This is a genomic window from Bosea sp. BIWAKO-01 (assembly GCF_001748145.1).
GTDB lineage: Bacteria > Pseudomonadota > Alphaproteobacteria > Rhizobiales > Beijerinckiaceae > Allobosea.
Map to the genome: position 1 here is coordinate 209116 of NZ_BCQA01000002.1, position 21617 is coordinate 230732.

Sequence of the window (21617 nt, forward strand, 5' to 3'; positions counted from 1 at the left end):
AGCGTAGAAGGTGGAGGCTCAGATGTTTGTCGGCGAAATCTTGAAGGACAAGGCTCCCGAGGTCATCTCGGTTACTCCCAATCAGACGATGATCGATGTCCTGCGGCTGTTCCGGGACAACAATATCGGCTTCGTCGTCGTCAGTCGTCGGTCCGGGGAATATCTCGGCACGCTGTCGGAGCGGGACTGCTGCAATGCCGTTGCGCAATACGGCAGCGAAGCGCCTCTGATGCGGGTCGCCGACCTCATGAACGAAAACATCGCGACCTGCTCCACGCGGGACGTCCTGCCCCTTGTGATGGCGATCATGACCCTGCGGCGCACGCGCCATGTGCTGGTCATGGATGGCGATGCTGTCGTCGGCGTGATCAGCATCGGCGACGTCGTCAAGCATCGGCTCGAAGAATCCATGCACACCGAGCAGGTGCTGCACGATTACATCGCCGGGACTGGCTATCACTAGGACGCAAGACGGGAGAAGCGGGCTCAGGGCACGCTGCCGAACAGTGCGTCCGTGCCGCGGCTCGGATCGTCCGGCCCCGCACCGGCTCCGGTGGCAATGGCCGCCTCGATAGCCGCATGCTCTCCGTGAATCTCCACTGGACAGGGATATTCACCCCGCCGCATCAGGCTGTTGAGGTGCAGGGTTCTGTAGTTCTCCGGAACGAAGACGAGGCCGCGCGGAAAATGCCCGTTGAGCTTGAGCTCAGCCGTCAGCTCGCCGCGCGCCGAGCGCACCACCACGCGCTCCCCCTCCGACAGGCCGCGTTGCGCGGCATCCTGCGCACTCATCTCGACATAGGGATCAGCCGCGACCGTGTTCAGGATCTCCGAACGCTCCGACAGATAGCCGTTATGGAACAGGCAGTTGCCGGTGACCAGCATAAGCCCGTCGGTCAGGCTCGGGACCGGCGCCAGTCCGATGTCCTCGCCCACGGCCGGTGTCTGGATCGCCTTCGTGAAGGCTCCGTCGAGCCCGAGCCCCGCGTGTGTCAATCCCTGATAGGCCGGCACGAGCCGAGCGATCTCGTCGAAGACGTCGCCCTCGGTTGACGGCCGCCACGGCAGGCCGTGCTGCGCCGCAACGAAGTCGAAGAGCGCGAGATTGCCCCGTGCCTCGAAGGCGGGCTCACGGAACTTGCGTATCCTCTGGGCGCGGCCCTCATTGTTGGTGAAGCTGCCGTTTTCCTCGCCATAGCCTGCTGAGGGCAGGACGATCCCGGCCAAGCCCGCCGTGTCCGTGAAGAAGGCGTCCTGCACGATCAGGAGATCGACGGCCCCAAGTGCCCGTCTCACGAAGTCCCGGTCGGGATAGGCCAGCAGCGGGTCGCTCCCGACGATATAGAGCGCGCCCATCCCCCCGCTGAGGCAGAGCTCCAGCATGGCGTCGAAATTCAGGCCCGGCTTGGTTGGGATCTCAGCGCCCCAGGCCCGTTCGAAGCCTGCGCGCGCCTCTTCATCGGCGAACGGCCGCAGCCCCGGCAGGATCGCCGGGAGGACACCCATGTCCCAGGAGCCCAGTTGATTGGCGCGGTCGAAGAGAAACTGCAGCGCGGGATCCTTTCCGAGCGCGCGCAGAACCCTCAGCAGGGTGCCGAGTTGCTGCAGGGTTACCCGCGCGCCGGGCGATCTCAGGATGTCGATGCCGACGAGCACGGTGACGCTCCGACCGGCCAGGAGCGCGGCTGCCAGACGCTCCGGCCCATCGCCCTCGGCCGTCATGGCCCCCCCGGCGATGCCCGTGCCTTCCCGGGCGACCTGCTCGGCCGTCATCAATCCCGTCACTACAGCCGCCAGTCCCGCCGCCTCGCCGCCCGGTGCAACACGCGCGATCACCCGAGCGTCGGCGTCAAGCCGGCATGGCCGCGCCGACAGCATCAGCAGGCCAGCCTGCCGCCGCCGCGCTGCATCCCGCAGCATGTATTCGGTGACCGGATTCTCGTCGGTGACATTGCCGCCGACAAGGAGCACGGAGTCGCGGCCGATCAGCTCCTCCACCGCCGCGCGGGTGTAGAAGCTCGCCACCAAGGGCCCGAGCGCATCACTAGGCGTGCTCCAGCGCGTCGCGCAATCGATGTTGTTGCTCCGGAACACCGTCCGCATCAGCTTCTGAAATTGGTACATCACCTCGTTGGGCAGGCGGGCGGAGGCGAGGCCGCCCACTGGCTTGCCAGCAGCGGCAGCGAGCCGTTGGCGCAGCCAATCCCCCGCCTCGTCCCAGGACACGGCGACGAGGGCGGCGTCGCGCCGGATCATCGGCCGCTCGATCCGGTCCCGGCTGCTGGTGAAATCGAGGCCGAAGCGCCCCCGCACGCAGAGCGTCTCGCGGTTGAGACCGTGCTCCCATTTCGAGCGGACCCGCATGAACTCTCCCTTGCGTGTGCCGACCGTCAGCTGGCAGCCGGTGCCGCAATGCGGGCAGACCGTGTCGGTTTCGGTCAGATCCCAGGGCCGCGCCTTGTAGCGATAGGGGAAGCTCATCAGCGCACCGACCGGGCAGACCTCGATGCAATTGCCGCACTGGTCGCAGCTCGCGAGGCTGCCCTCGAAGCCGGTGACGGCAGTGTCCATACCCTTGTCGACGGTTCCCAACGCGACCGCGCCGACGACCTCCTCGCACATCCGGACGCAGCGCTGACACTGGATGCAGCGGTTGACGTTCATGATGACGACCGGGCTGAGACGGATGTCCTCGGAATGGAACACACGCTTGGCATCGCGGAACCCGCTTTCGCGCGGTCCATAGGCCATCACCTGGTTCTGAAGCTCGCACTCGCCGCCCTTGTCGCAGACCGGGCAATCGAGGGGATGATTGGCGAGCAGCATATCGAGCATGGACGAACGGGTATCCGCGATCAGGGCGGTGTTCGTCCGGACCACCATGCCGTCGGTGACGGCGGTGGCGCAGGACGGCTGCAGCCGCCGTTGCCCCTCGATCTCGACCAGGCACATCCGGCAGGAGGCCAGCGCCGGCAGCCGCTTCAGATAGCAGAAGGTCGGGATCTCGATGCCCAGGCGCTCGGCGGCCTGCAGCACGGTCGAGCCGGGCTCCACCTCTAGCATTCGTTCATCGATCGTGACACGAACCATGGCGTCCTCGCGCCTCAATGGAACGGGCATCTCCGCTGTTCGATATGGTCGGCGAATTCGTGTTTGAAATGCGACAGAGCCGCCCTGAGTCCCATGGCCGCACCGTCGCCCAGCGCGCAGAAGGTGTTGCCGAAGATGCCCTTGCAGAGCGCCTCCAGCTGCTCGAGATCGCCCGGCGCGCCCTCGCCGCCCTCGATCCGGCGCAGCACCTTCACGACCCAGTTCAGCCCCTCGCGGCAGGGGGTGCACTTGCCGCAGGATTCGTGATGGAAGAACTCGATGATGCGGGTGGCGACCTTCACCATGCAGGTCGAGTCGTCGATCACGATGACCCCGGCCGAACCGAGCATCGAGCCGACAGCGGCGAGCGAGTCGAAATCCATCGCGACATCCAGCCCGGACGCCGGGATCAGGGGGGCAGAGACCCCGCCGGGGATCACCGCCTTGATCCTGCGCCCCTGGAACGTCCCGCCGGCACACTCCTCGACCAGCTCGCGCAGAGAAATACCCATGGGCAGCTCGTAGAGACCGGGCTTCCTGACCTGCCCGCTGAGGCAATAGAGCTTTGGACCGGGGCTCTTGTCCGGGCCAATCCCGCGGAACCAAGCCGGGCCCCGCGCCACCACATGCGGCACGCAGGCCAACGTCTCGACATTGTTGACCACGGTCGGGCTGGCATAGAGCCCTTCGACCGCCGGGAATGGCGGCTTCAGCCGCGGCTGCGCTCGCTTGCCTTCGAGTGAGTCGAGCATCGCCGTCTCCTCGCCGCAGATATAGGCGCCGGCGCCGCAATGGATGTGCACGGCGAAATTGAAACCGGAGCCGAGAACCCGCTGGCCCAGATAGCCCTTCGCCAGCGCCTCGGCGATCGCCTGTTCCAGCCGCTGGATCGCCAGCACATATTCTCCGCGGACGTAGACGTAGGCGGTTTCGGCCCCGATCGCGTATGCGCTAATCGCCAGCCCCTCGATTAGCTGGTGCGGATCGCGCTCCATGATGATCCGGTCCTTGAATGTGCCCGGCTCCCCCTCATCGGCATTGCAGCACAGATACTTCGGCTTGGCCGTCCGCTTCGGCACGAAACTCCATTTCAACCCGGTCGGGAAGCCGGCTCCACCGCGGCCCCGAAGGTTCGATTGCTTGACGATCTCGATGACGTCGTCGGGCGCGTGCTCGCGCAGCGCCTTCGCCAGCGCGCGGTAGCCGCCGCCAGCCTCGTAGGCCGCGAGCCGGTGGCCGTCCGGCCGGTCCACGTTTCTGAGAAGGACGCGCTCGAACATGGCGCTACCCTCCCGACGCGCCCACGACGGCGCGCTCGGCGCCATTTTCCTGGTCCGCCGCCTTTCGCAGCCGGTCCAGGAGCGCGTCGAGCCGCGCGATGTCGAGATCGCCGTGATAATCGTTACCGACCTGCATCACCGGGGCCATCTCGCAGGCGCCGAGGCATTCCACTGTCGACAGCGTGAATAGACCGTCGGCCGTCGTGCCACCCTTCGCGATGCCGAGGACGGCCTCGAGATGGTGCCGCAGCGTCTCGGAACCGCACAGCATGCAGGAGAGATTGTCGCAGAGCTGGAGGTGGAACCTGCCCACCGGCTCGGTATGGAACAGGGTGTAAAACGTCGCGAGCTCGTAGACCCAGATGCGCTCGACGCCGAGGATGTCCGCAACCTCTTCGAGCACCGGCCCAGGCAGATAGCCGTGCTGCCGCTGCGCGATCAGGAGCGCAGGCATGATCGCCGAGCGCTGGTCGGGGTACCGCGCCGCCGCCGCCGTGATCTCCTCGCGCATGCTCATTGCATCCTGGTCCTGCTACTTGTCGACCTCCGCCATCACGGGATCGAGGCTGCCCAGCACCGCGATCATGTCCGCCAGGTAGCGCGCATTGCTGACCCCGAACAAACCCTGGAGATTCACGAAGGACGGCGCCCGCACCTTCATGCGGAACGGCTTCGGCGAGCCGTCGCTGAGGATGTAGAAACCGAGCTCGCCCTTGGGAGCCTCGATCGCCGAATAGACCTCGCCCTTCGGCACCTTGAAGCCATAGGCTGAGAGGTCGAAATGCTGGATCAGGGCCTCCATCGAGCAATGCACCCTGGCCTTGTCGACCGGGAAGGCGACGGTCGGCATGTCAATCTGGAAGGGCCCCTCGGGCATCTGCGCAAGGCACTGCTCGATGATGCGGACGCTCTCGCGCATCTCCTCGACGCGGCAGAGCCAGCGCGCATAGCAATCGCCCTCCTCCCGGGTAACGACGTTGAAATCGAGACGGTCGTAGATCTCGTAGGGCTCATCGCGGCGCAGATCCCAGTCGACGCCCGAGGCCCGTAGGTTGGGGCCGCTGAGGCCCAGATCGATACCGTCCTCGGCGGAAATCACGCCGATCCCCTGCGTGCGTTTCAGGAACACCCGGTTGTTATCGATCAGCCGCTCATAGTCGCGGATGCGGTTCGGGAAGATGTCGCAGAACTCCCTGATCTTGGGGAAGAACCCTGCCGGCAGATCCTCGCGCACGCCGCCCACCCGGCAGAAGGAGGTGTGCATCCGTGCCCCGGTGATCATCTCCAGAAGGTCCATGATCATTTCGCGCTCGCGCATGGCGTAGAGCAGCGCGGTCATGGCGCCGAGATCCATCGGCAGCGCGCCGGTGATCAGCAGATGGCCGGAGATCCGCGCCAGCTCGGCCATCAACACACGGATATATTGGGCGCGGATCGGGGCCTCAATGCCGAGCAACTTCTCGACGGCCAGCGCGAAGCCCAGATTGCTCGAGGGCGGACAGAGGTAATCGAGCCGGTCGGTCAGCGGAAAGATCTGGGTGTAGGTGAAGCTCTCGGCCAGCTTCTCGGTGCCGCGATGGAGATAGCCGATATGCGGGTCGACACGCGCAACATGCTCACCGTCCAACTCCAGGACGAGCCGCAGCACCCCATGCGTGCTGGGATGCTGCGGACCGAGATTGAGAAGCACCTCTCTGGTGTCGAGCGCTTCGCCTTCCGGCCTGCTGAGTTCCGTGACCTCGGTCATCTCAACTCCCTGGCGTGGAGCGGCCCCCTCCTGGAATGTCCCGCGTGGCGAGGTCGGGCTGCGTCGGCGGCGGGCCTTCCGCCCCGAACGGGTTCAGCGCGTCCTTGTAGCCCCGCAGCGGAAAGTCCTTGCGTTGCGGGAAGCCATCGAACCCCTCCCACATGTAGATCCGGCGCAGGTCGGGATGGCCCTCGAAGTGGATGCCGTACATGTCCCAGGCCTCGCGCTCATGCCAGTTGGCGGTACGCCAGACCCCCGTCACCGACGGCACGCTGGGGGGATCGCCGAGACGGCACTTGATCCGCAGGCGCCATGCGTTCGGCAGCGAATAGAGATGGTAGACTGCCTCGTAGCGGGGTAACTCGGGATAGTGGTCGACCCCACAGATGTCGGACAGGAAGTTGAAGCGCAGGGTAGGGTCTTCCTTCAGGTACAAGCAGAGATCGACGATCAGCCCTGGCGGTGCGGCAAAGGCATGGACACCATGCGCGAAGCCGAGATCCTCGATCGCGCCCCCGAAACGCTGCGCAATCGGGGCGCTGCTGAAGGGCGTCTTCACGCTCATGGCGCCAGCACCCGTTCCAGCCGCGTCCCGACCAGGGCCTTGGATTTCTTGATTTTCTCCTGAAGCAGCAGGAAGCCGTGCATCAGTGCCTCGGGACGCGGCGGGCAGCCGGGCACATGCACGTCCACCGGCACGAAGGTTTCCGCACCCTGTACCACCGCATAGGTGTTGTAGACGCCGCCCGAGATCGCGCAGGTGCCCATCGCGATGACCCAGCGCGGCTCCGGCATCTGGTCGTAGAGCCGTCGCACGACGGGCGCGAATTTCCGCGTCACCGTGCCGGCGATGATCATCACGTCGGACTGGCGCGGGGAGGGCCGGAACACCACGCCGAACCGGTCGAGATCATAGCGCGCGCAGCCGGCCGAGATCATCTCGATGGCGCAGCAGGCGATGCCGAAGGTCTCGGGCCACAGCGCCGATTGCCGGCTCCAGCCGATCACGCTGTCCGCCGTGGTGAACAGCACGCTGTCGCGGATCGTGTTGCCTATGCCTCCCATTCCAGCGCCCCCTTCAACCAAGCGTAGGCGAAGCCCACGACGAGCAGCAGCATGAAGACGAACATCTCGACATAGCCGACGAGGCCGATCTCCTTCAGGACGACGGCCCAGGGAAAGAGGAACATCGTCTCGACGTCGAAGACGACCAGGAGGATCGCGAGGATAAAGAACTGCACCCTAAAGCGGCCGCGAGCGGCTTCCCCCGCCGGGTCCATGCCGCACTCATAGGGCATGTTCTTTTCGGGATAGGGATTGGAGGGACGCAGAAGCGAGGAGACAAAAAGCGTCGCTGTCGCCACCAGAACGATTCCGGCGACCATGAACAGGACCGGCAGGAACTCTGCTCGAGTCATGACGCGTCACCCCGGTCATCCACCTAGGGCTTTGCTCGGGCCGAAGCCGGCCTCGCGAGACCGGGCATGCAGGCCTTCATCTTACGAGTTGGGCATCCTTTTCGCGCATTACAAGGGAGTTCGGGCGACCGGATCACCGCAAATCCAGTCGCTTAGCTCCCCAAGGCGGAAAGTCGGACAACCTTCAGGAACCACGCCGGAAGCAGGCCGATGCCGACGGTGCCGGCGGCGGTGATGGCGAGCGCGGTGCGGATCGGAAGCGTCAGCGCCGGGGCGAATGCGCCATTCGGCTCACGCATGTAGATGACCATGACGATGCGGATGTAGAAATAGGCGGCGACGGCGCTGAGCAGCACCGCGATCACCGCCAGCATCACGAACCCTCGCTCGACGAGCGCGAGCAACACGTAGAACTTGGCGAAGAACCCCGCGGTCGGCGGAATTCCGGCCAGCGAAAACAGATAGAGCAGCATCAGCAGCGCCAGCCCGCGATGGGCCCTGGCGAGTCCGGCATAATCCTCGATGACCTCGCGGTTCCGCATCGCGATCACCGTGGCGAAGATGCCGAAGTTCATGAAGGCATAGATCAGCAGATAGAGCATGACGCTCGCTGTGCCATCGACGCTTCCAGCCGCCACGCCGAGCAGGACGAAGCCGGCGTGGGCGATACTGGAATAGGCTAGGAGGCGCTTGAAATTATCCTGCACCAGAGCGACGAAGCTGCCGAGCGCCATCGTCACGACCGCGATGACTGCGACGATGATCCAGACCTCGGAAGCCGCGACCAGCGGGCTGAGGAACACCCGAAGGATCACCGCGAACCCCGCCGCCTTGGGGCCCACCGACATGAAGGCGGTGATCGTCGTCGGAGCGCCCTCATAGACGTCCGGCAGCCACATATGGAACGGGACGGCGCCGATCTTGAAGACCAGCCCAGCGACGATGAACACCATCGCCAGCAGCAGCCCGGGATCGCGCGGACCAGCGGTCAGCGCCGCCGCCATCCCGTCCAGCCGCGTCGTGCCGGTCACCCCGTAGATCAGTGACACGCCGTAGAGGAAAACCCCGGTCGAGACCGCGCCGAGAACCACATATTTCAGCGCTGCTTCATTCGAGCGCCTCTGCTCCCGCAGGAAGCCGGTGAGCACATAGGTGCAGAGCACCATCAACTCGAGACCGACATAGATCGATAGCAGGTCGATCGCCGAAGCCATGATCATCATGCCGGACAGCGTCAGCAGCAGCAGGACGCAATATTCGCTGCTCCCGGTTCCTTCGATCTCGGCATTTTTCCATGAGAGCAGGAAGGTGAGGACGACGGTTATGTAGAACAGCACCTTGAAGAAGGCCGCGAAGCGATCAGCGATGAACATGCCGGCATAGGCTGGCCGCTCCTCGCCGGCGAGCATGAGGGTCGCCAGGGCGGCGACCAGCACCACCGCGACCGAAGCCCAGATCAGGACATATCCCAGCCCCTTCCGCACGAGTTGCCCGGCAATCAGCAGAATGCAGGCGCCGGCGATCACCACGATCTCGGGCAGGCTCGCAATCGACGACTGCAACAATGCAGCGGCAGTCATGGTCGCCCCCCCTGCCGTGCACCTGCTCCAGCAGATGCGCCACCGAGGCGTCAATGATGCCGAGAAAGGGCTTTGGATAGAATCCGACCCAGAGCACCAGGATTGCCAGCGGCAGAATCGCCGCCAGTTCGCGCGCGTTCACGTCGCTGATCGCGAACTTGGCGTAGGCGCCGGGCGGACCGAGAGCGACTTTCCGATACATGCCGAGCAGATAGGCCGCGCCCAGCAGCGCTCCCAGGACTGCGGCGGCGCTGACCGCAGGACTAGCCGCGAACCCGCCCGACAGCACGAGCAGCTCCCCGACGAAGGCGTTCGTACCGGGCAGGGCCATCGAGGACAGGGTGAACAGCGCGAGAATCACCGTATAGACCGGGGCAGCCTTCATCAGGCCGCCATAGTCCGCGATACTGCGGGTATGCGTCCGCTCGTAGACCAGGCCCACGAGCAGGAACAACCCCCCCGTCGTCACGCCGTGATTGAACATCTGCAGGATGCCGCCCTCGAGCCCGTGCAGATTCAGCGCGAAAATCCCCAGCGTCACGAAACCCATATGGCTGATGCTGGAATAGGCAACGAGCTTCTTCAGGTCGTCCTGCGCCAATGCCAAGAGCCCGCCATAGACAATGGCAAGCGCCGATAGAGCCAGCATCAGCGTCGAATAATGCACCGATGCCTGCGGCAGCATCGGCAGCGAGAAGCGCAGGAAGCCGTAGGCCCCATCTTCAGGAGCACGGCGGCAAGGATGATGCTGCCCGCTGTCGGCGCCTGCACATGGGCGTCCGGCAGCCATGTGTGGACCGGGACCATAGGCACCTTCACCGCGAAGGCGACCAGAAAGGCGAAGAACAGCCAGGATTGGAGCTGGGACGGCAGATCCAGCGCCATCAGGGCGAGGATGTCGAAGGTCCTTCCGTGGACATAGAGGACGATGATGCCGATCAGAAACAGGAGGCTGCCGGCCAACGTGTAGAGGAAGAACTTAAAGGCCGCATAGACCCGCCCCTCGCCGCCCCAGACACCGATGATCAGGTACATCGGGATCAGCATTGCCTCCCAGAAGACGTAGAAGAGGAAGAGGTCGAGCGCGCAGAACACCCCGAGCATCAGCGCCTGCATCACCAACAGGCAGACCATGAACTCCTTCACCTTGCGCTCGATCGCGACCCAGGAGGCGAGCACGCAGATCCAGCCGAGCAGCGCGGTCAGGAAAACGAAGAGCGCGCTGATCCCGTCGACGCCGAGCGCATAGGTGATGCCGAGCGCCGGCACCCAGGGGTGCGCCTCGGTGAACTGCATCTCGTGGGTCGTGATGTCGAAGCCCGCGAGCACTGCGACGCAGAGGGCGAAGTCGAGGACAGTGACGCCCAGCGCCACCCAGCGCACCGCAGCGTCGTTGCGGAGAAACATCAGAACCGCCGCTCCGGCGGCGGGCAGGAACACGATCAGGCTCAGCAGCGGGAACGCCATCGCTCCCCCTATCGCCAGACCACGGCGAACACGACAGTGGCTGCGATCACGCCGGCGATCATCGCCAACGCATAATGGGTGACGACGCCGGTCTGGAGCAGCCGCAGCACCCCGCCACCATGCAGGATCGCGCGGGCGACGCTCTTGACGACCGCATCCACTCCGTTGAGATCCACCCGCAGTCCGACCCGCGCCGTCCGACGCAGCAAGGGCAACGCGACGGTCTCGGACACATTGCTCACGGCCTTCTCGTAGCTCGCGAGCGGCTTTTCGGCGAACCACATGAAGCACCGCGCGCCCTTGCGATAGAACCAGTCGGTGTCGAGGCTGATCGTGTTCTCGGGGTCGAGCGCCCTGAGGAACAGCACGAAGCCCAAGGCGGTGAACAGCAGCACTCCCAGGCTCTCGGTGACGTGGGCGCCTGTGTAGGCCTCGAACTCGACCGGGTAAGGCAGAAGCGCGTAGAGCGGCTGCGGGAACACCCCGATCGCGATGCAGAGCAGCGCCGCCATGCCCATCGCAACCAGCATGTTGCGGGGCGGCTCCCGCGCCTCCAGCCCCCGCTCCGTCCCGAAGAACATGTAGTATGGGAGCTTCAGCCCGGTGTGCAGGAAGGTCCCGGACGACGCCATCGTCAGCGCCAGCACCACCAGGGCCCTGTGGTCCTGCCCGGCGGCGGCCACCACCATCGACTTGGTGACGAAGCCCGAGAAGAATGGAAAGGCAGAGATCGCGAAGGCGCCGACCATGTAGAGCGCCACCGTCAGCGGCATGGTCCGGTAGAGCCCGCCAAGTTCGGTGAGCTTGCGGCGTCCGGTGACATGGATCACCACCCCGCCCCCATGAAGAGGAGCCCTTGTAGAGGATATGCGCGAAGGCGTGGCTCGCGGCTCCGTTCACCGCCATCTCGGTGCCGATGCCGACGCCCACCACCATGTAACCCACCTGGCTGACGATGTGATAGGCCAGCAGCCGCCGGCAGTCGTTCTCGAGCACCGCGTAGACGATGCCGTATAGCGCCATCATGGTGCCGAGCCAGACCAGAAGCTCTGTCCCCGGAAACACCCGCGCCAGCACGTAGACAGCGGTCTTGGTGGTGAAGGCGCTCAAGAACACCGCCCCGGTGACCGTCGCCTCCGGATAGGCGTCGGTCAGCCAGGCATTGAGCGGCGGCACCGCGGCATTGAGCAGGAAGCCGGCGAGGATCAGAAAGGCGCCGACGCCCATCTCGCCCCCGATCGGGCCGAGGAGCAGCGAGCCGGTGCCGAGGCGGTGGACAATGATGCCGCCAAGCAGGACGACGCCGCCGGTGATGTGGACCATGAGATAGCGGAAGCCGGCTCCGATCGCCTGTCTGCCGCGCTGAGCGAAGACCAGAAAGGCCGAGGCGAAGGCCATGCCTTCCCAGAACAGGAACAGGGTCAGATAGTCGCCGGCGAACACCACGCCGAGCGCGCTGCCGACATAGAGAAATGCCGCCACATGCTGGCCAGCGCGCGCGAGATGCAGAGCATAGACCATGCCGATCAGCGCCATGATGGTGAAGACCAGGGCGAACACGGTGCTCAACCTGTCGACCCTTGCGAGCAGGACCTGCTGTCCGATGAAGTGCGCCGCGCCGTACTGGCCCGGCTGCAGCGCGAGCACGGCAAGGATGGCCAGTGCCGGGACCAGCAAAAGATAGAGGTTGCGGACAAGTCCCTTCAGGAGCGGGATCGCCAGCGCGCCGACGATGAACAGCAGGGCGGGATGGACGAAGTCAGTCATAGTAATCCTCGCGCCGCATCAGTCCGCACCGGTGGCCGAGGAACTTGGATACGAAGATCAGAAGCACGCAGGAGCCGAAGCCGTACAGCGCCGGCCAGCCCGGCAGGCGTTCCCAGACATATTCCGCATGCTCGCGGCTCACGAGGAAATCGGCGATCACGCTGAGGACGAGCGCCAGATAGAACAGGCGGCGGCGGCGCAGCGCATGTCTCTCTTCGCCAAAGAAATCGACGACCCACGCGATCATCTGACCACTCCTTCGGCAAGGGCGAGAAAATAACCGGGGAAGAGGCCCATCGACACCGACAGGATGGCGGTCGCGACCAGCGGGATCGTCATCATCGGGATTTCGCGGACCGTCGCGTCGCTGACCGGCGGCCCGGTCCCGAAAAAGGCGACATAGCTGACTGGCAGGAAATAGGCAGCGTTGAGGATCGAGCTCGCCAGGAGCACGATCATGAACGCGGTTTCCCCCGCCTCCAGCGAGCCCAGCGCCAGATACCATTTGCTGACGAAGCCAGCGGTCGGCGGCGTGCCGATCATGCTGAGCGAGGCGACGAAGAACGCTCCCATCGTCCAGGGCAGCCGGCGGCCGATGCCGGCCATCTCGCTGACATTACGCTTTCCGGACGCGCAATAGATCACACCGGCGCAGAAGAAGAGCGTGATCTTGGGAAAGGCGTGGGCTGCGATGTGGATGATCCCGCCGACCATCGCGACCGGCGACGCCAGCACCGCGCCCAGCACGATGTAGGAAAGCTGGCTGACGGTCGAATAGGCGAGCCTCGCCTTGAGATCGTCCCGCGTCAGGGCATAGACCGAGGCCATCAGGATGGTGAAGGAGACAAGATAGGCCGTGGCGATGCCGAGCCCGAGCCCCGCCACCAGATCCGTGCCGAAGACGTGGAACACCACCCGCAACACGCAGAACACGCCCATCTTGACCACCGCCACCGCATGCAGCAGCGCGCTGACCGGTGTCGGCGCCACCATTGCGGCGGGGAGCCAGGCGTGCATCGGCATGATCGCGGCCTTCGCGAAGCCGAAGAGATAGCAGAAATAGATGCCCATCAGCAGCGCCGCCGGTGCAGCGTTCCCCGCCAGCAGCCCGCCCTCCACAAAGTCGAGCGAGCCGGCAATCTGATAGGTCAGCGCCAGCGCGGCGAGCAGCAGGCTCTTCGATGCGCCCATCAGATAGACGAGATATTTTCGCCCCCCCGTCCACGCCTCCGCATCCTCGTGGTGGTAGACGAGCGGATAGGTCACGAGGCTGAGCACCTCGTAGAAGATCACCAGCGTGAACAGATTGGCGGCGAAGGCGCCGCCAACGGCAGCTGCGAGGCTGGTGGCGAAGCAGGCGAAGAACCGGGTCTGCGCGTGCTCGTGCAGGTGCCGCATATAGCCGACGGAATAGATCGCCGCCGCAAGCCACAGCAGCGACGAGACTGTGGCAAACACCATGCCCAGTGCATCGGCGCGCAAGGCAAAGTCGATCCCCGGCAGAATCTCGAACAGGCGCAGCTCGACCGTGCCGCCAGCCAGCACCGTCGGAGCCATCGAGGCGATGATGGCGAACATCGCCATCGCCGCCAATGGCGAGACCGCATCGCGAAGCGTCTCGCGCGTGTTCAGGAGGAGGACCGCGAGCGCCGCCAGCCCTGCTACTGCGACGGCAAGCAGCGGCCGGACCGACACCACCGGTTCCAAGTCGCTATCCTTTCATCATGGTTAGGTCGTCGACCTTGAGGGTGGACTTGTTCCTCACGAGGGCCACCAAAATGCCGAGGGCGATGGCGACTTCCGCGGCAGTGATCGCGATCACGAAGATCGCGAAAATCTGGCCGCGGGAATCACCGAAGTAGCGCCCGAACGCGATGAAGTTGATGTTGACCGAGTTGAGCAGCAGCTCCAGCGACATCAATACGACCAGGATATTGCGCCTGAGCAGCACACCCGCCGCCCCGATCACGAACAGGACGACGCCAAGAGCGATATGCCACCACAGCGGTACCATCACCCCGCCTCCTTCCGCGCCAGCACGATCGCGCCGACCAGTGCCGCCAGCAGGATGACGGAGGCAGTTTCGAATGGCAGCAGATAGTCGGCGAAAAGCGTGATGCTGAGCGCCCTGACCGCATCGTCGGCGCGCAGGACGACGGGCCCGGTCGCCGAGAAGCGTTCGCTCAAGAATACCAACGCGAGCATCTCGCTCCCGAGGAGGGCGAGCAGCGCCAGCGCCGGCAGGTTGCTGCCGGGCACAAACCTCTGCAGCACCGCCTCCCGCACGTCGATCATCATGATCACGAACAGGAACAGGACCATGATCGCGCCGACATAGACGAAGATCTGGATGACCGCGAGCAACGGCGCATCCAGCAAGACGAAGATGGCCGAGACCTGGAGGAAACACACCATCAGCGCCAAGGCGCTGTGCACCGGGTTTCGCGCCAGGACCATGGCGAGGGCCGCGATCACGGACGCCGCAGCGAACAGAAGGAAAAACCCCTGGTCCATCGCCGCCGCTCCTCCGACGTACACTGTCACGCGGCGCGACAGAGCCAGACTGGAGATAAACCGAGCATTTCAGCTGATAAATTCTGCCCTAATCTCTGGATTTTCTCAAGACGGTCGTGCTTGCGGCTGACCTGGACTGAAGACGCATCACCTCGGAGAACGCCTGTCCCCTCCAAGACAGGCATTCGCCAGCGTCTCGTTGCGCACCGGGAAGGACCGGTCATCAACGAGATCGAGCGGCTCAACTACACCGCCCACCGGCACTCGATCATCGGCTATCTCAGCCTGGCGGAGTTCGAGAAGAAGGCGAGGTTAGCTTAACTCACCGTTCACGAAACCGACAGCAGGCCACACCACTTCGATCAAGGCAGAGGCGCTCTCGACCGTTTCAGCCGATGTAGGATGTATTGGATTCTGGCGTACACCGCAGGCACGTCTGGCTTGCCCCCATTTGGTGGCCCAGTTCTAATCTAATGCATGGTGGGCTTGGCGGCCACGGTTGAGATGGCCGGCGAAGCGGGTTGGGTTTGCGCGGCCGGCCAGACCACGGCGGTCGGCGCTGGCGGCCGATAGCCGAGCGAGGAGTGTGGGCGCCGGGTATTGTAGTGCTGACGCCAGCCCTCGATGACGATCCGGGCCTCGGCGAGGCTGTAGAACAGCTCGCCGTTCAGAAGCTCGTCACGAAGCTTGGAGTTAAAGCTCTCGCAGTAGCCGTTCTCCCAAGGACTGCCAGGCTCGATAAACGCTGTTTTCGCGCCGACCGCCGCGATCCACTCCCGCACCGCCCTGGCGACGAACTCGGGACCGTTGTCCGAACGAACATGCCCGGGCACTCCGCGTAGGATGAAGAGATCGGATAGCACGTCGATGACGTCGGTGGATTTGAGCTTCCGGTCGATTCGGATCGCAATGCATTCCCGGGTGAACTCATCAATGACGTTCAGCATGCGGAACTTCCGACCGTTGTGGGTGCGATCCTCGACGAAGTCGTAGGACCAGACATGGTCGGGATATTCCGGCCGAAGCCGGATGCATGATCCGTCATTCAGCCAGAGACGGCCTTTCTTAGGTTGACTGGCCGGCACCTTCAGTCCCTCCCGCCGCCAGATCCGCTCGACACGTTTGACGTTCACCGCCCAACCGGCTGTCTCCAGCATGGCCGCGATCCGGCGGTAGCCGTAACGGCCATACTGGGTGGCGAGCTCGACAATGTCGGCGGTCAGCGCCGCATCGTCAGTGCGGCCCTTCGGAACCTTGCGATGCGTAGATCGATGTTGCCCCAGAACCCGGCACGCCAACCGCTCCGACCGAACTTCATCATGGCGTGGTCGATGCAGCGGCGACGACGGGCGGAGCTTAGTAGTTTCCCGAGGCGGCCTCTTTGAGGATCAGCTTCTCCAACGTCAGATCCGAGACGGCTTTGCGCAACCGCTCGTTCTCCTTCTCCAGATCCTTCAGGCGCTTCACCTGGTCGGACTTCAGCCCGCCAAACTCCTTGCGCCAGCGATAATACGTGAACGCCGTCACGCTGATGGCCCGGATCGCCTCCGCGACCGGGCGCCCCTGCGATAACAGCACGTCGACCTGCCGCAGCTTCGCGACGATCTCCTCAGGCTTGTGCTTCTTCTGCGGCATCGCGGGCATCCTCCAAAGGCTCAAAAAGCCTACTTCAGGGAGGGCCACTTTTCAGGGGGCAGGCCAGACGTCTCCCAAACCCGATCGCTGAGATCAAAATAGGCGCCACTTTTGGCGTCCGCTAAACGCCAGATTTCCGGCACGTTCTGATGATCCGTCATGATCGTCCTGTTCCTTGGGATTTAGGCCAGCGGCTTGCGGCGAGTCCGATCGTCTGCAGCCGTGCGCCCGGCCGCACCAAACGCCGGGCGCAATGCGCCGGCAAGCAGTGCGGGCGCGATCATGTCATGCGTCTCGCGCAAAATCCGGAGCGCCTGCCACGATACGTGCGGGCGAGCCGCGTCGGCAGGTGCCTCCCGCGCACGATCTCCACCCAAGCCGCGGCCCGGTCGTGGCAGGCTGGCGAGCGCGATCGTTCCCGGCATTTGCGGACAGTTACGCGGCGGCGGCGGCGGGAGAGCGCATCAGCATCCCGAAGAGGTCGCGCGGGTCGTCGGGATCTGCAATGAGGTCGAGTTCGTCATAGATCCCCGTCTCGAGGATGCGCTCGTGCACATAGCGCAGCGCCGAGAAATCCTCGATGGCGAAGCCGACCGAGTCGAACAAGGTGATCTGGCGCTCGTCGCGCCGTCCAGGCACCAGGCCGGCGATGACCTTCCAGAGCTCCTCGACCGGATGATCCGCAGGCAATTGCTGGATGTCGCCTTCAATCCGGGTCTGCGGCGGATACTCGACGAAGACGTCGGAGCGGAGCAGCACCTCGCGCTGGATCTCGGTCTTGCCGGGGCAATCGCCGCCGACGGCGTTGATGTGAACGCCGCTCCCGACCATGTTGTCGGACAGGACGGTCGCGTATTGCTTGTCGGCGGTCACCGTCGTGATGATCTGCGCACCCTCGACCGCCTCGGTCGCCGTCCTGCACGCGGTGATGCTGAAACCGTGCTTGGCAAGGTTCGCGGCGCATTTTCGTGTCGCCGCCGGATCGACGTCGTAGAGGCGGACCTCGTCCACGCCGAGCAGAGCCTTGAACGCCAGGGCCTGGAACTCCGACTGCGCGCCGTTGCCAATAAGGGCCATGCGGGAAGCGCCGCGCGGCGCGAGGTATTTCGCCGCTACCGCTGACATCGCTGCCGTCCGCAGCGCGGTCAGGATCGTCATCTCCGTCAGCAGGATCGGGTAGCCGGTGCTGACATCGGCAAGCAGCCCGAAGGCCGTGACGGTCTGGAGCCCGTCGCGCGTGTTCTTCGGATGGCCGTTGACGTATTTGAAGCCGTAATGGTTGCCATCGCTCGTTGGCATCAGCTCGATGACGCCTTCGAGGCTGTGCGAGGCGATCCGCGGCGTCTTGTCGAAATTCTCCCAGCGCCGGAAGTCGTCTTCGATGTAGCGCGCGAGATCGGCGAGAAAGCGCTCGACCCCGGTGCGATGGACCAATGTCATCATGCTGTCGACGCTGACGAAGGGAACGACGTTGAGCTTGGCTGACATGATCTTCACGCGGCTTGAGTGGCGCGGCCGAGAATCCGGCGGCCGAGAAGGCTTGCGACCAGATCGACCATCAGCGACGCGGTGCGCCCCTGATCGTCGAGCATCGGGTTGAGTTCGACGATGTCGAGGCTCGACACCAGATTGCTCTCGTGGAGCAGTTCCATCGCCAGATGCGCCTCGCGGAAGGTTGCGCCGCCGGGCACGGTGGTACCGACGGCCGGAGCGATCGCCGGATCGAGGAAATCGACGTCCAGGCTGACATGCAGCAGGCCGTTCTCGCGACGCACGCGCTCGAGGAAGCGCTCCACCAGCGCAGCGATGCCGTGGCGGTCGACCGCGCTCATGTCGCAGGTAATCACCCCCGCCTGGACGAGCGCGGCCTGCTCCGCGGGGTCGACGCTCCTGATGCCGAGTGTGCAGACTCGAGTCGGATCGAGCGGGGCCTCAAGCGGCGGGAAATAGCCAGAGAAGCCCGGCAGCCCGCTCGCATAGGCGAGCGGGACGCCGTGGAGATTGCCGCTCTCAGTGCTGTCCAGCGTGTGAAAATCCGGATGGGCGTCGAGCCAGAGCACGAAGAGCGGGCGGCCCAACTCCACAGCGCGACGCGAAATGCCGGCCAATGTGCCGGCCGAAATGCTGTGGTCGCCGCCGAGGAAGATCGGGAAGCCGGAGCCGCTGATGCTGAACGCCGCCTCGCCGATGGCGGCAGTCCAGGCTGCGATCGCCGGCAGGTGCCTGATCGCTTCATTCGGGTGGAGGATCGTCGGGGCAGGTCCAGCGGCGATGTCGCCCATATCCTCGACAAGGTGGCCAAGCGCCTGCAGGGCCGGCCCCAGGCCTGCGGCCCGCAACGCACGCGGACCGAGGGCACAACCGGCAAGGTCCGTCCCCTCCTCGACAGGCGCGCCGATGATCTTGCAATGCATGAGAGAGGTCCAAATGTCCGGGCAACGCATTCGAGCGCATTTCGCCGGCAGTCGGAAGCAGCCAGATTGCATTAAATGCGGCAGCATCTTACCGTTTCGGTCAATCACTTTGCTCAGATTGGTCAACTCGTGGACGCGCTCGATCGCCGGCTCATCACCTTGCTCCGCCATGACGGGCGCTTGAGCCTGTCCGATCTCGCGACCGAGCTTGGCACGACGCGCGCCACCATCCGATCCAGGCTTGAACGGCTCAGGCAGACCGGCGAGATCATCGGTTTCACGGTCATCCTGCGCTCCGACGCGATCGACCATCCGGTCAGGGGGATCATGCTGATCGAGATCGTCGGCCACGCGGCGGATACGGTGATTGGCGAGCTGAGCGGCTTCCCGGAGATTTTGAGCGTGCATACCACCAACGGAAAATGGGACCTGGTCGTCGAGCTCGGCACCTCGGATCTGATTGAGTTCGACAAGGTGCTGCGGCGCATCCGCCTGGTCCCGGGCATCACCGGCAGCGAGACCAGCCTTCTGCTGGCGACTCCGCGCAGCGTGAAGGCCCGGCTCTGAACTGGGGTCCCCCAGCCTCCGTCATCGATCTCCGGCTGAGACAGGCGGCCCTTTTCAAGACGAAGAGGTCACCGCAATCCTCAAGGCCGCTCGTGCAGCGCGCCGCCGACCCGCCATCATGCCGAAGGCACCGGAAGCGACGAGCGAGGTGCACGCTGGTGAAAGCATCGGGTTGACCTATCCGGCATCAGGACTGGTTGGACGATTTGCTCGCGTCATCGCGCCCATAAGGGCCTCAAGTTGAGCCGAAAGAGCGCGCATGCGCCCCTCGACTATCTGCGGACGTTTCGCAATCGCATCGCCCATCACGAGCCGATCTTCGATCGGCATCTCGCCGCCGACTATACTTCCCTTCTCCAGGTCGCGAACTGGATCAGCGCGGAAGCGCGGGATTGGATTTCGCACCATAGCCGCGTTCGCGCGATGCTGGCGCAGTCGCCTGACGATCCCGCGTTGTTGTTTTGACGAGCGTAGAAAGTAGACGACCAACATCCCTGCGAATGCATATCCCGCAAGTGACGAGAGCGCGTCCGCGCAACCTCAAGCCTGGTCGAAAATCTTGCCCCGGTTGCGCCTCTGAGGTCCGCCCCCAGCTGCTTCGCAATGGTCTGGCTCGAGGGTGTCTGAGCTTGGCGAATGTCGGGGTTGGTTGTCGACGGCGGCGAAGCGCTGCGCTGCGCCGTGCATCCTGACGACGCGGCACTACTGAGAATAACCCTTAGCAATTGTCTGATCACTGGCGACAGCTTTGACTTGCGGTACCGCTTGCGCCGCGCCGATGGCGTGGATCGCTGGATGTCAGGTCGCGCGGAGCCAATGCGGGATGAAGCTGGCCGTATCGTCCAATGGTACGGCCTATGCCACGACATCGACGGTCAGATGCAAGGTCGCCAAGAGCCCGGTGTTCGCAGTTTTGTACGGAAATGGCGCGCCAATCTTTTCAAGCAGTTAGCGCCACCCCTCTAGAGAAGCTGCCGATCGAGGTAAGCGAGGGGTAAGCAGCAGCCGCGGTTTCAGAGCGACGACACGCGAGCGCTGACGTTTAACCGGCTTTTAGATCGACAAGAGCTTCGGAGTTTTGTGCGACTGACTCTTAATCAGCGGGTCGTAGGTTCGAGCCCTACATCACCCACCACGAAATCAAGAACTTAGCAGACGACTGAATGCCAACGTAGTCGTGCAGGTTCTTCTCAGGTTCTTCCCGGGAGTAGCTGGAGCCGAGTGGCCGCTGCGTCAGCCGCCCACGATTAATTCGTGGCCTGTCCAGATCTTGATGCGGCGCACGAGGCAATGCTCTGGACCGCAGTCCTCAACGCCGCGCGTGGTGCATCGAACTTCGTCCTCGTCACGCAACCCGGAGGCAGGGCCTTGGCGACCGGGGATCCTGATCCCGGCGGCGATGCGCCGGGCGATCGATGCAGCAAAGGATCACGGATTGGACGTCGCGTCGGCAGCTACGGGACGGCGCTCAGATCACAACTCGCGCTCTTCGCGCGCTGAACCGGACGGCCCGGATGCGATAAAATGACACTGACACTACGTTTCCCGGCCGGTTTGGCCGCGCCGGTCTTGACGGCGACCGGCCGACTGCTCCTTGCCTATGCGCTGGCGCCAGCGGGTGAGCGAAGAACGCTCGAAGGTCAGTTCGTGCTGGAAGAACTCCTCGCCGCAATAGAACTGGAAATACGGGTTTTGGACCCAGCGCTCGCACAGCGCCTCGTCGGACGGGTTGTGCGCCGAAGGACCGCTCCAGGAAGCTCCAGTCAATCGTCCGCGCCAGCCGGACCAAGGCATGGTCGATGGCAATGATCTTGTCGAGCCGTGCCCGGAACAGATCACGCTGACCGCTCTCCACCGGTTCCACCGGCCGCATCCAAGCCACTCCATCGCCGTCCGTGACGGAGACGGAATCAGGGTCTGACGCTCAGATCAAATTAAGGAAACTACGGGCTAAGCCGCCTAATCGGCAAAAATCGACGACTTCTGAGCCCTCAATCCAATCGCAATATCAATAGGTTGCCGATTATTCACGGGCGACTAATCAGCCGGAGTTCCGCATCCGCGAGAGACCGCGACGGTGCTCCGCCCGAGACGGTGTCCGGCACTTTCAGCCCCCCGCTTCGTCAGAAGCACGGAGT

General features: G+C 64.3%; 17 protein-coding genes and 5 pseudogenes. 3 read left to right on the forward strand and 19 right to left on the reverse strand.

The window, feature by feature from the left end; genetic code table 11:
• Positions 1 to 22: 22 nt before the first annotated feature.
• Complete coding sequence (locus BIWAKO_RS32740; protein ID WP_069883159.1) at positions 23 to 463, forward strand: CBS domain-containing protein; 441 nt, start codon at positions 23 to 25, stop codon at positions 461 to 463.
• Between the two features lie 23 nt (positions 464 to 486).
• Here BIWAKO_RS32740 and BIWAKO_RS32745 read toward each other — a convergent pair whose 3' ends face one another.
• The 17 genes and pseudogenes from BIWAKO_RS32745 to rocF all read right to left on the reverse strand — a co-directional run bounded on the left by BIWAKO_RS32745 (position 487) and on the right by rocF (position 18912).
• A complete protein-coding gene (locus tag BIWAKO_RS32745) occupies positions 487 to 3090 on the reverse strand; it encodes a molybdopterin-dependent oxidoreductase (RefSeq protein WP_069883160.1) in 2604 nt (867 codons plus the stop codon).
• Between the two features lie 14 nt (positions 3091 to 3104).
• A complete protein-coding gene (gene nuoF, locus BIWAKO_RS32750; protein ID WP_069883382.1) occupies positions 3105 to 4370 on the reverse strand; it encodes an NADH-quinone oxidoreductase subunit NuoF in 1266 nt (421 codons plus the stop codon).
• A 4-nt stretch (positions 4371 to 4374) separates the two neighbouring features.
• Entirely contained in the window at positions 4375 to 4887 is a 513-nt protein-coding gene (gene nuoE / locus BIWAKO_RS32755) for an NADH-quinone oxidoreductase subunit NuoE (RefSeq protein ID WP_069883161.1), read from the reverse strand.
• Between the two features lie 15 nt (positions 4888 to 4902).
• Positions 4903 to 6117: an NADH dehydrogenase (quinone) subunit D gene (gene nuoD / locus BIWAKO_RS32760; protein ID WP_069883162.1), complete on the reverse strand. Its 1215-nt coding sequence runs from the start codon at positions 6115 to 6117 to the stop codon at positions 4903 to 4905.
• A gap of 1 nt (position 6118) precedes the next feature.
• The gene (locus tag BIWAKO_RS32765; RefSeq protein WP_069883163.1) at positions 6119 to 6682 is read right to left on the reverse strand and encodes an NADH-quinone oxidoreductase subunit C; all 564 of its coding nucleotides are present in this window, start codon (positions 6680 to 6682) and stop codon (positions 6119 to 6121) included.
• The gene (locus BIWAKO_RS32770; RefSeq protein WP_069883164.1) at positions 6679 to 7182 is read right to left on the reverse strand and encodes a NuoB/complex I 20 kDa subunit family protein; all 504 of its coding nucleotides are present in this window, start codon (positions 7180 to 7182) and stop codon (positions 6679 to 6681) included. Before BIWAKO_RS32770 ends, BIWAKO_RS32765 begins: the two co-directional genes overlap by 4 nt.
• Positions 7170 to 7535, reverse strand: a complete 366-nt coding sequence (locus tag BIWAKO_RS32775; protein WP_069883165.1) for an NADH-quinone oxidoreductase subunit A — start codon at positions 7533 to 7535, stop codon at positions 7170 to 7172. The genes BIWAKO_RS32770 and BIWAKO_RS32775 overlap by 13 nt, the downstream gene beginning before the upstream one ends.
• Positions 7536 to 7687: 152 nt before the next feature.
• The gene (locus tag BIWAKO_RS32780; RefSeq protein ID WP_069883166.1) at positions 7688 to 9115 is read right to left on the reverse strand and encodes an NADH-quinone oxidoreductase subunit N; all 1428 of its coding nucleotides are present in this window, start codon (positions 9113 to 9115) and stop codon (positions 7688 to 7690) included.
• Positions 9116 to 9122: 7 nt separating this feature from the next.
• Positions 9123 to 10582, reverse strand: a pseudogene (locus BIWAKO_RS32785) (NADH-quinone oxidoreductase subunit M); the annotation flags it as partial.
• An 8-nt stretch (positions 10583 to 10590) separates the two neighbouring features.
• Positions 10591 to 12349, reverse strand: a pseudogene (locus tag BIWAKO_RS32790) (Na(+)/H(+) antiporter subunit D).
• Positions 12342 to 12596 (reverse strand): hypothetical protein, encoded by a 255-nt coding sequence (locus tag BIWAKO_RS32795; RefSeq protein ID WP_069883167.1) that lies wholly within the window; start codon positions 12594 to 12596, stop codon positions 12342 to 12344. The pseudogene BIWAKO_RS32790 and the gene BIWAKO_RS32795 overlap by 8 nt, the downstream one beginning before the upstream one ends.
• A complete protein-coding gene (locus BIWAKO_RS32800) occupies positions 12593 to 14056 on the reverse strand; it encodes a monovalent cation/H+ antiporter subunit D family protein (protein WP_069883168.1) in 1464 nt (487 codons plus the stop codon). Before BIWAKO_RS32800 ends, BIWAKO_RS32795 begins: the two co-directional genes overlap by 4 nt.
• Before the next feature lie 4 nt (positions 14057 to 14060).
• Entirely contained in the window at positions 14061 to 14363 is a 303-nt protein-coding gene (gene nuoK, locus BIWAKO_RS32805) for an NADH-quinone oxidoreductase subunit NuoK (RefSeq protein WP_069883169.1), read from the reverse strand.
• Positions 14363 to 14863 (reverse strand): NADH-quinone oxidoreductase subunit J family protein, encoded by a 501-nt coding sequence (locus BIWAKO_RS32810; RefSeq protein WP_069883383.1) that lies wholly within the window; start codon positions 14861 to 14863, stop codon positions 14363 to 14365. The genes nuoK and BIWAKO_RS32810 overlap by 1 nt, the downstream gene beginning before the upstream one ends.
• 470 nt (positions 14864 to 15333) lie before the next feature.
• A pseudogene (locus BIWAKO_RS32820) lies at positions 15334 to 16498 on the reverse strand (IS3 family transposase).
• Between the two features lie 435 nt (positions 16499 to 16933).
• The gene (locus tag BIWAKO_RS32830) at positions 16934 to 17986 is read right to left on the reverse strand and encodes an ornithine cyclodeaminase (RefSeq protein ID WP_069883384.1); all 1053 of its coding nucleotides are present in this window, start codon (positions 17984 to 17986) and stop codon (positions 16934 to 16936) included.
• Between the two features lie 5 nt (positions 17987 to 17991).
• On the reverse strand, positions 17992 to 18912 hold the full coding sequence (gene rocF / locus BIWAKO_RS32835; RefSeq protein ID WP_069883171.1) for an arginase: 921 nt from the start codon (positions 18910 to 18912) through the stop codon (positions 17992 to 17994).
• Between the two features lie 129 nt (positions 18913 to 19041).
• On the opposite strand from rocF, the gene BIWAKO_RS32840 reads away from it, so the two are divergent.
• Entirely contained in the window at positions 19042 to 19479 is a 438-nt protein-coding gene (locus BIWAKO_RS32840; RefSeq protein ID WP_069883385.1) for an Lrp/AsnC family transcriptional regulator, read from the forward strand.
• A gap of 177 nt (positions 19480 to 19656) precedes the next feature.
• Here the strand turns inward: BIWAKO_RS32840 and BIWAKO_RS36265 are convergent, their stop codons facing one another.
• Positions 19657 to 19971 carry a hypothetical protein gene (locus tag BIWAKO_RS36265; protein WP_176733499.1) on the reverse strand — a complete coding sequence of 105 codons (315 nt, stop codon included), beginning with the start codon at positions 19969 to 19971 and terminating at the stop codon, positions 19657 to 19659.
• Between the two features lie 177 nt (positions 19972 to 20148).
• On the opposite strand from BIWAKO_RS36265, the pseudogene BIWAKO_RS35075 reads away from it, so the two are divergent.
• A pseudogene (locus BIWAKO_RS35075) lies at positions 20149 to 20373 on the forward strand (PAS domain-containing protein); the annotation flags it as partial.
• Between the two features lie 632 nt (positions 20374 to 21005).
• On the opposite strand, the pseudogene BIWAKO_RS36990 reads toward BIWAKO_RS35075, so the two are convergent.
• Positions 21006 to 21352: pseudogene (locus BIWAKO_RS36990) on the reverse strand (IS5/IS1182 family transposase); the annotation flags it as partial.
• Between the last annotated feature and the right edge of the window lie 265 nt (positions 21353 to 21617).

Excerpts from the sequence above, each read along its gene's own strand:
- BIWAKO_RS32740 (WP_069883159.1), top strand. The coding sequence starts at position 23 with ATGTTTGTCGGCGAAATCTTGAAGGACAAGGCTCCCGAGGTCATCTCG.
- BIWAKO_RS32745 (WP_069883160.1), bottom strand. The coding sequence starts at position 3,090 with ATGGTTCGTGTCACGATCGATGAACGAATGCTAGAGGTGGAGCCCGGC.
- nuoF (WP_069883382.1), bottom strand. The coding sequence starts at position 4,370 with ATGTTCGAGCGCGTCCTTCTCAGAAACGTGGACCGGCCGGACGGCCAC.
- nuoE (WP_069883161.1), bottom strand. The coding sequence starts at position 4,887 with ATGAGCATGCGCGAGGAGATCACGGCGGCGGCGGCGCGGTACCCCGAC.
- nuoD (WP_069883162.1), bottom strand. The coding sequence starts at position 6,117 with ATGACCGAGGTCACGGAACTCAGCAGGCCGGAAGGCGAAGCGCTCGAC.
- BIWAKO_RS32765 (WP_069883163.1), bottom strand. The coding sequence starts at position 6,682 with ATGAGCGTGAAGACGCCCTTCAGCAGCGCCCCGATTGCGCAGCGTTTC.
- BIWAKO_RS32770 (WP_069883164.1), bottom strand. The coding sequence starts at position 7,182 with ATGGGAGGCATAGGCAACACGATCCGCGACAGCGTGCTGTTCACCACG.
- BIWAKO_RS32775 (WP_069883165.1), bottom strand. The coding sequence starts at position 7,535 with ATGACTCGAGCAGAGTTCCTGCCGGTCCTGTTCATGGTCGCCGGAATC.
- BIWAKO_RS32780 (WP_069883166.1), bottom strand. The coding sequence starts at position 9,115 with ATGACTGCCGCTGCATTGTTGCAGTCGTCGATTGCGAGCCTGCCCGAG.
- BIWAKO_RS32795 (WP_069883167.1), bottom strand. The coding sequence starts at position 12,596 with ATGATCGCGTGGGTCGTCGATTTCTTTGGCGAAGAGAGACATGCGCTG.
- nuoK (WP_069883169.1), bottom strand. The coding sequence starts at position 14,363 with ATGGTACCGCTGTGGTGGCATATCGCTCTTGGCGTCGTCCTGTTCGTG.
- BIWAKO_RS32810 (WP_069883383.1), bottom strand. The coding sequence starts at position 14,863 with ATGGACCAGGGGTTTTTCCTTCTGTTCGCTGCGGCGTCCGTGATCGCG.
- BIWAKO_RS32830 (WP_069883384.1), bottom strand. The coding sequence starts at position 17,986 with ATGTCAGCCAAGCTCAACGTCGTTCCCTTCGTCAGCGTCGACAGCATG.
- rocF (WP_069883171.1), bottom strand. The coding sequence starts at position 18,912 with ATGCATTGCAAGATCATCGGCGCGCCTGTCGAGGAGGGGACGGACCTT.
- BIWAKO_RS36265 (WP_176733499.1), bottom strand. The coding sequence starts at position 19,971 with ATGTTGGTCGTCTACTTTCTACGCTCGTCAAAACAACAACGCGGGATC.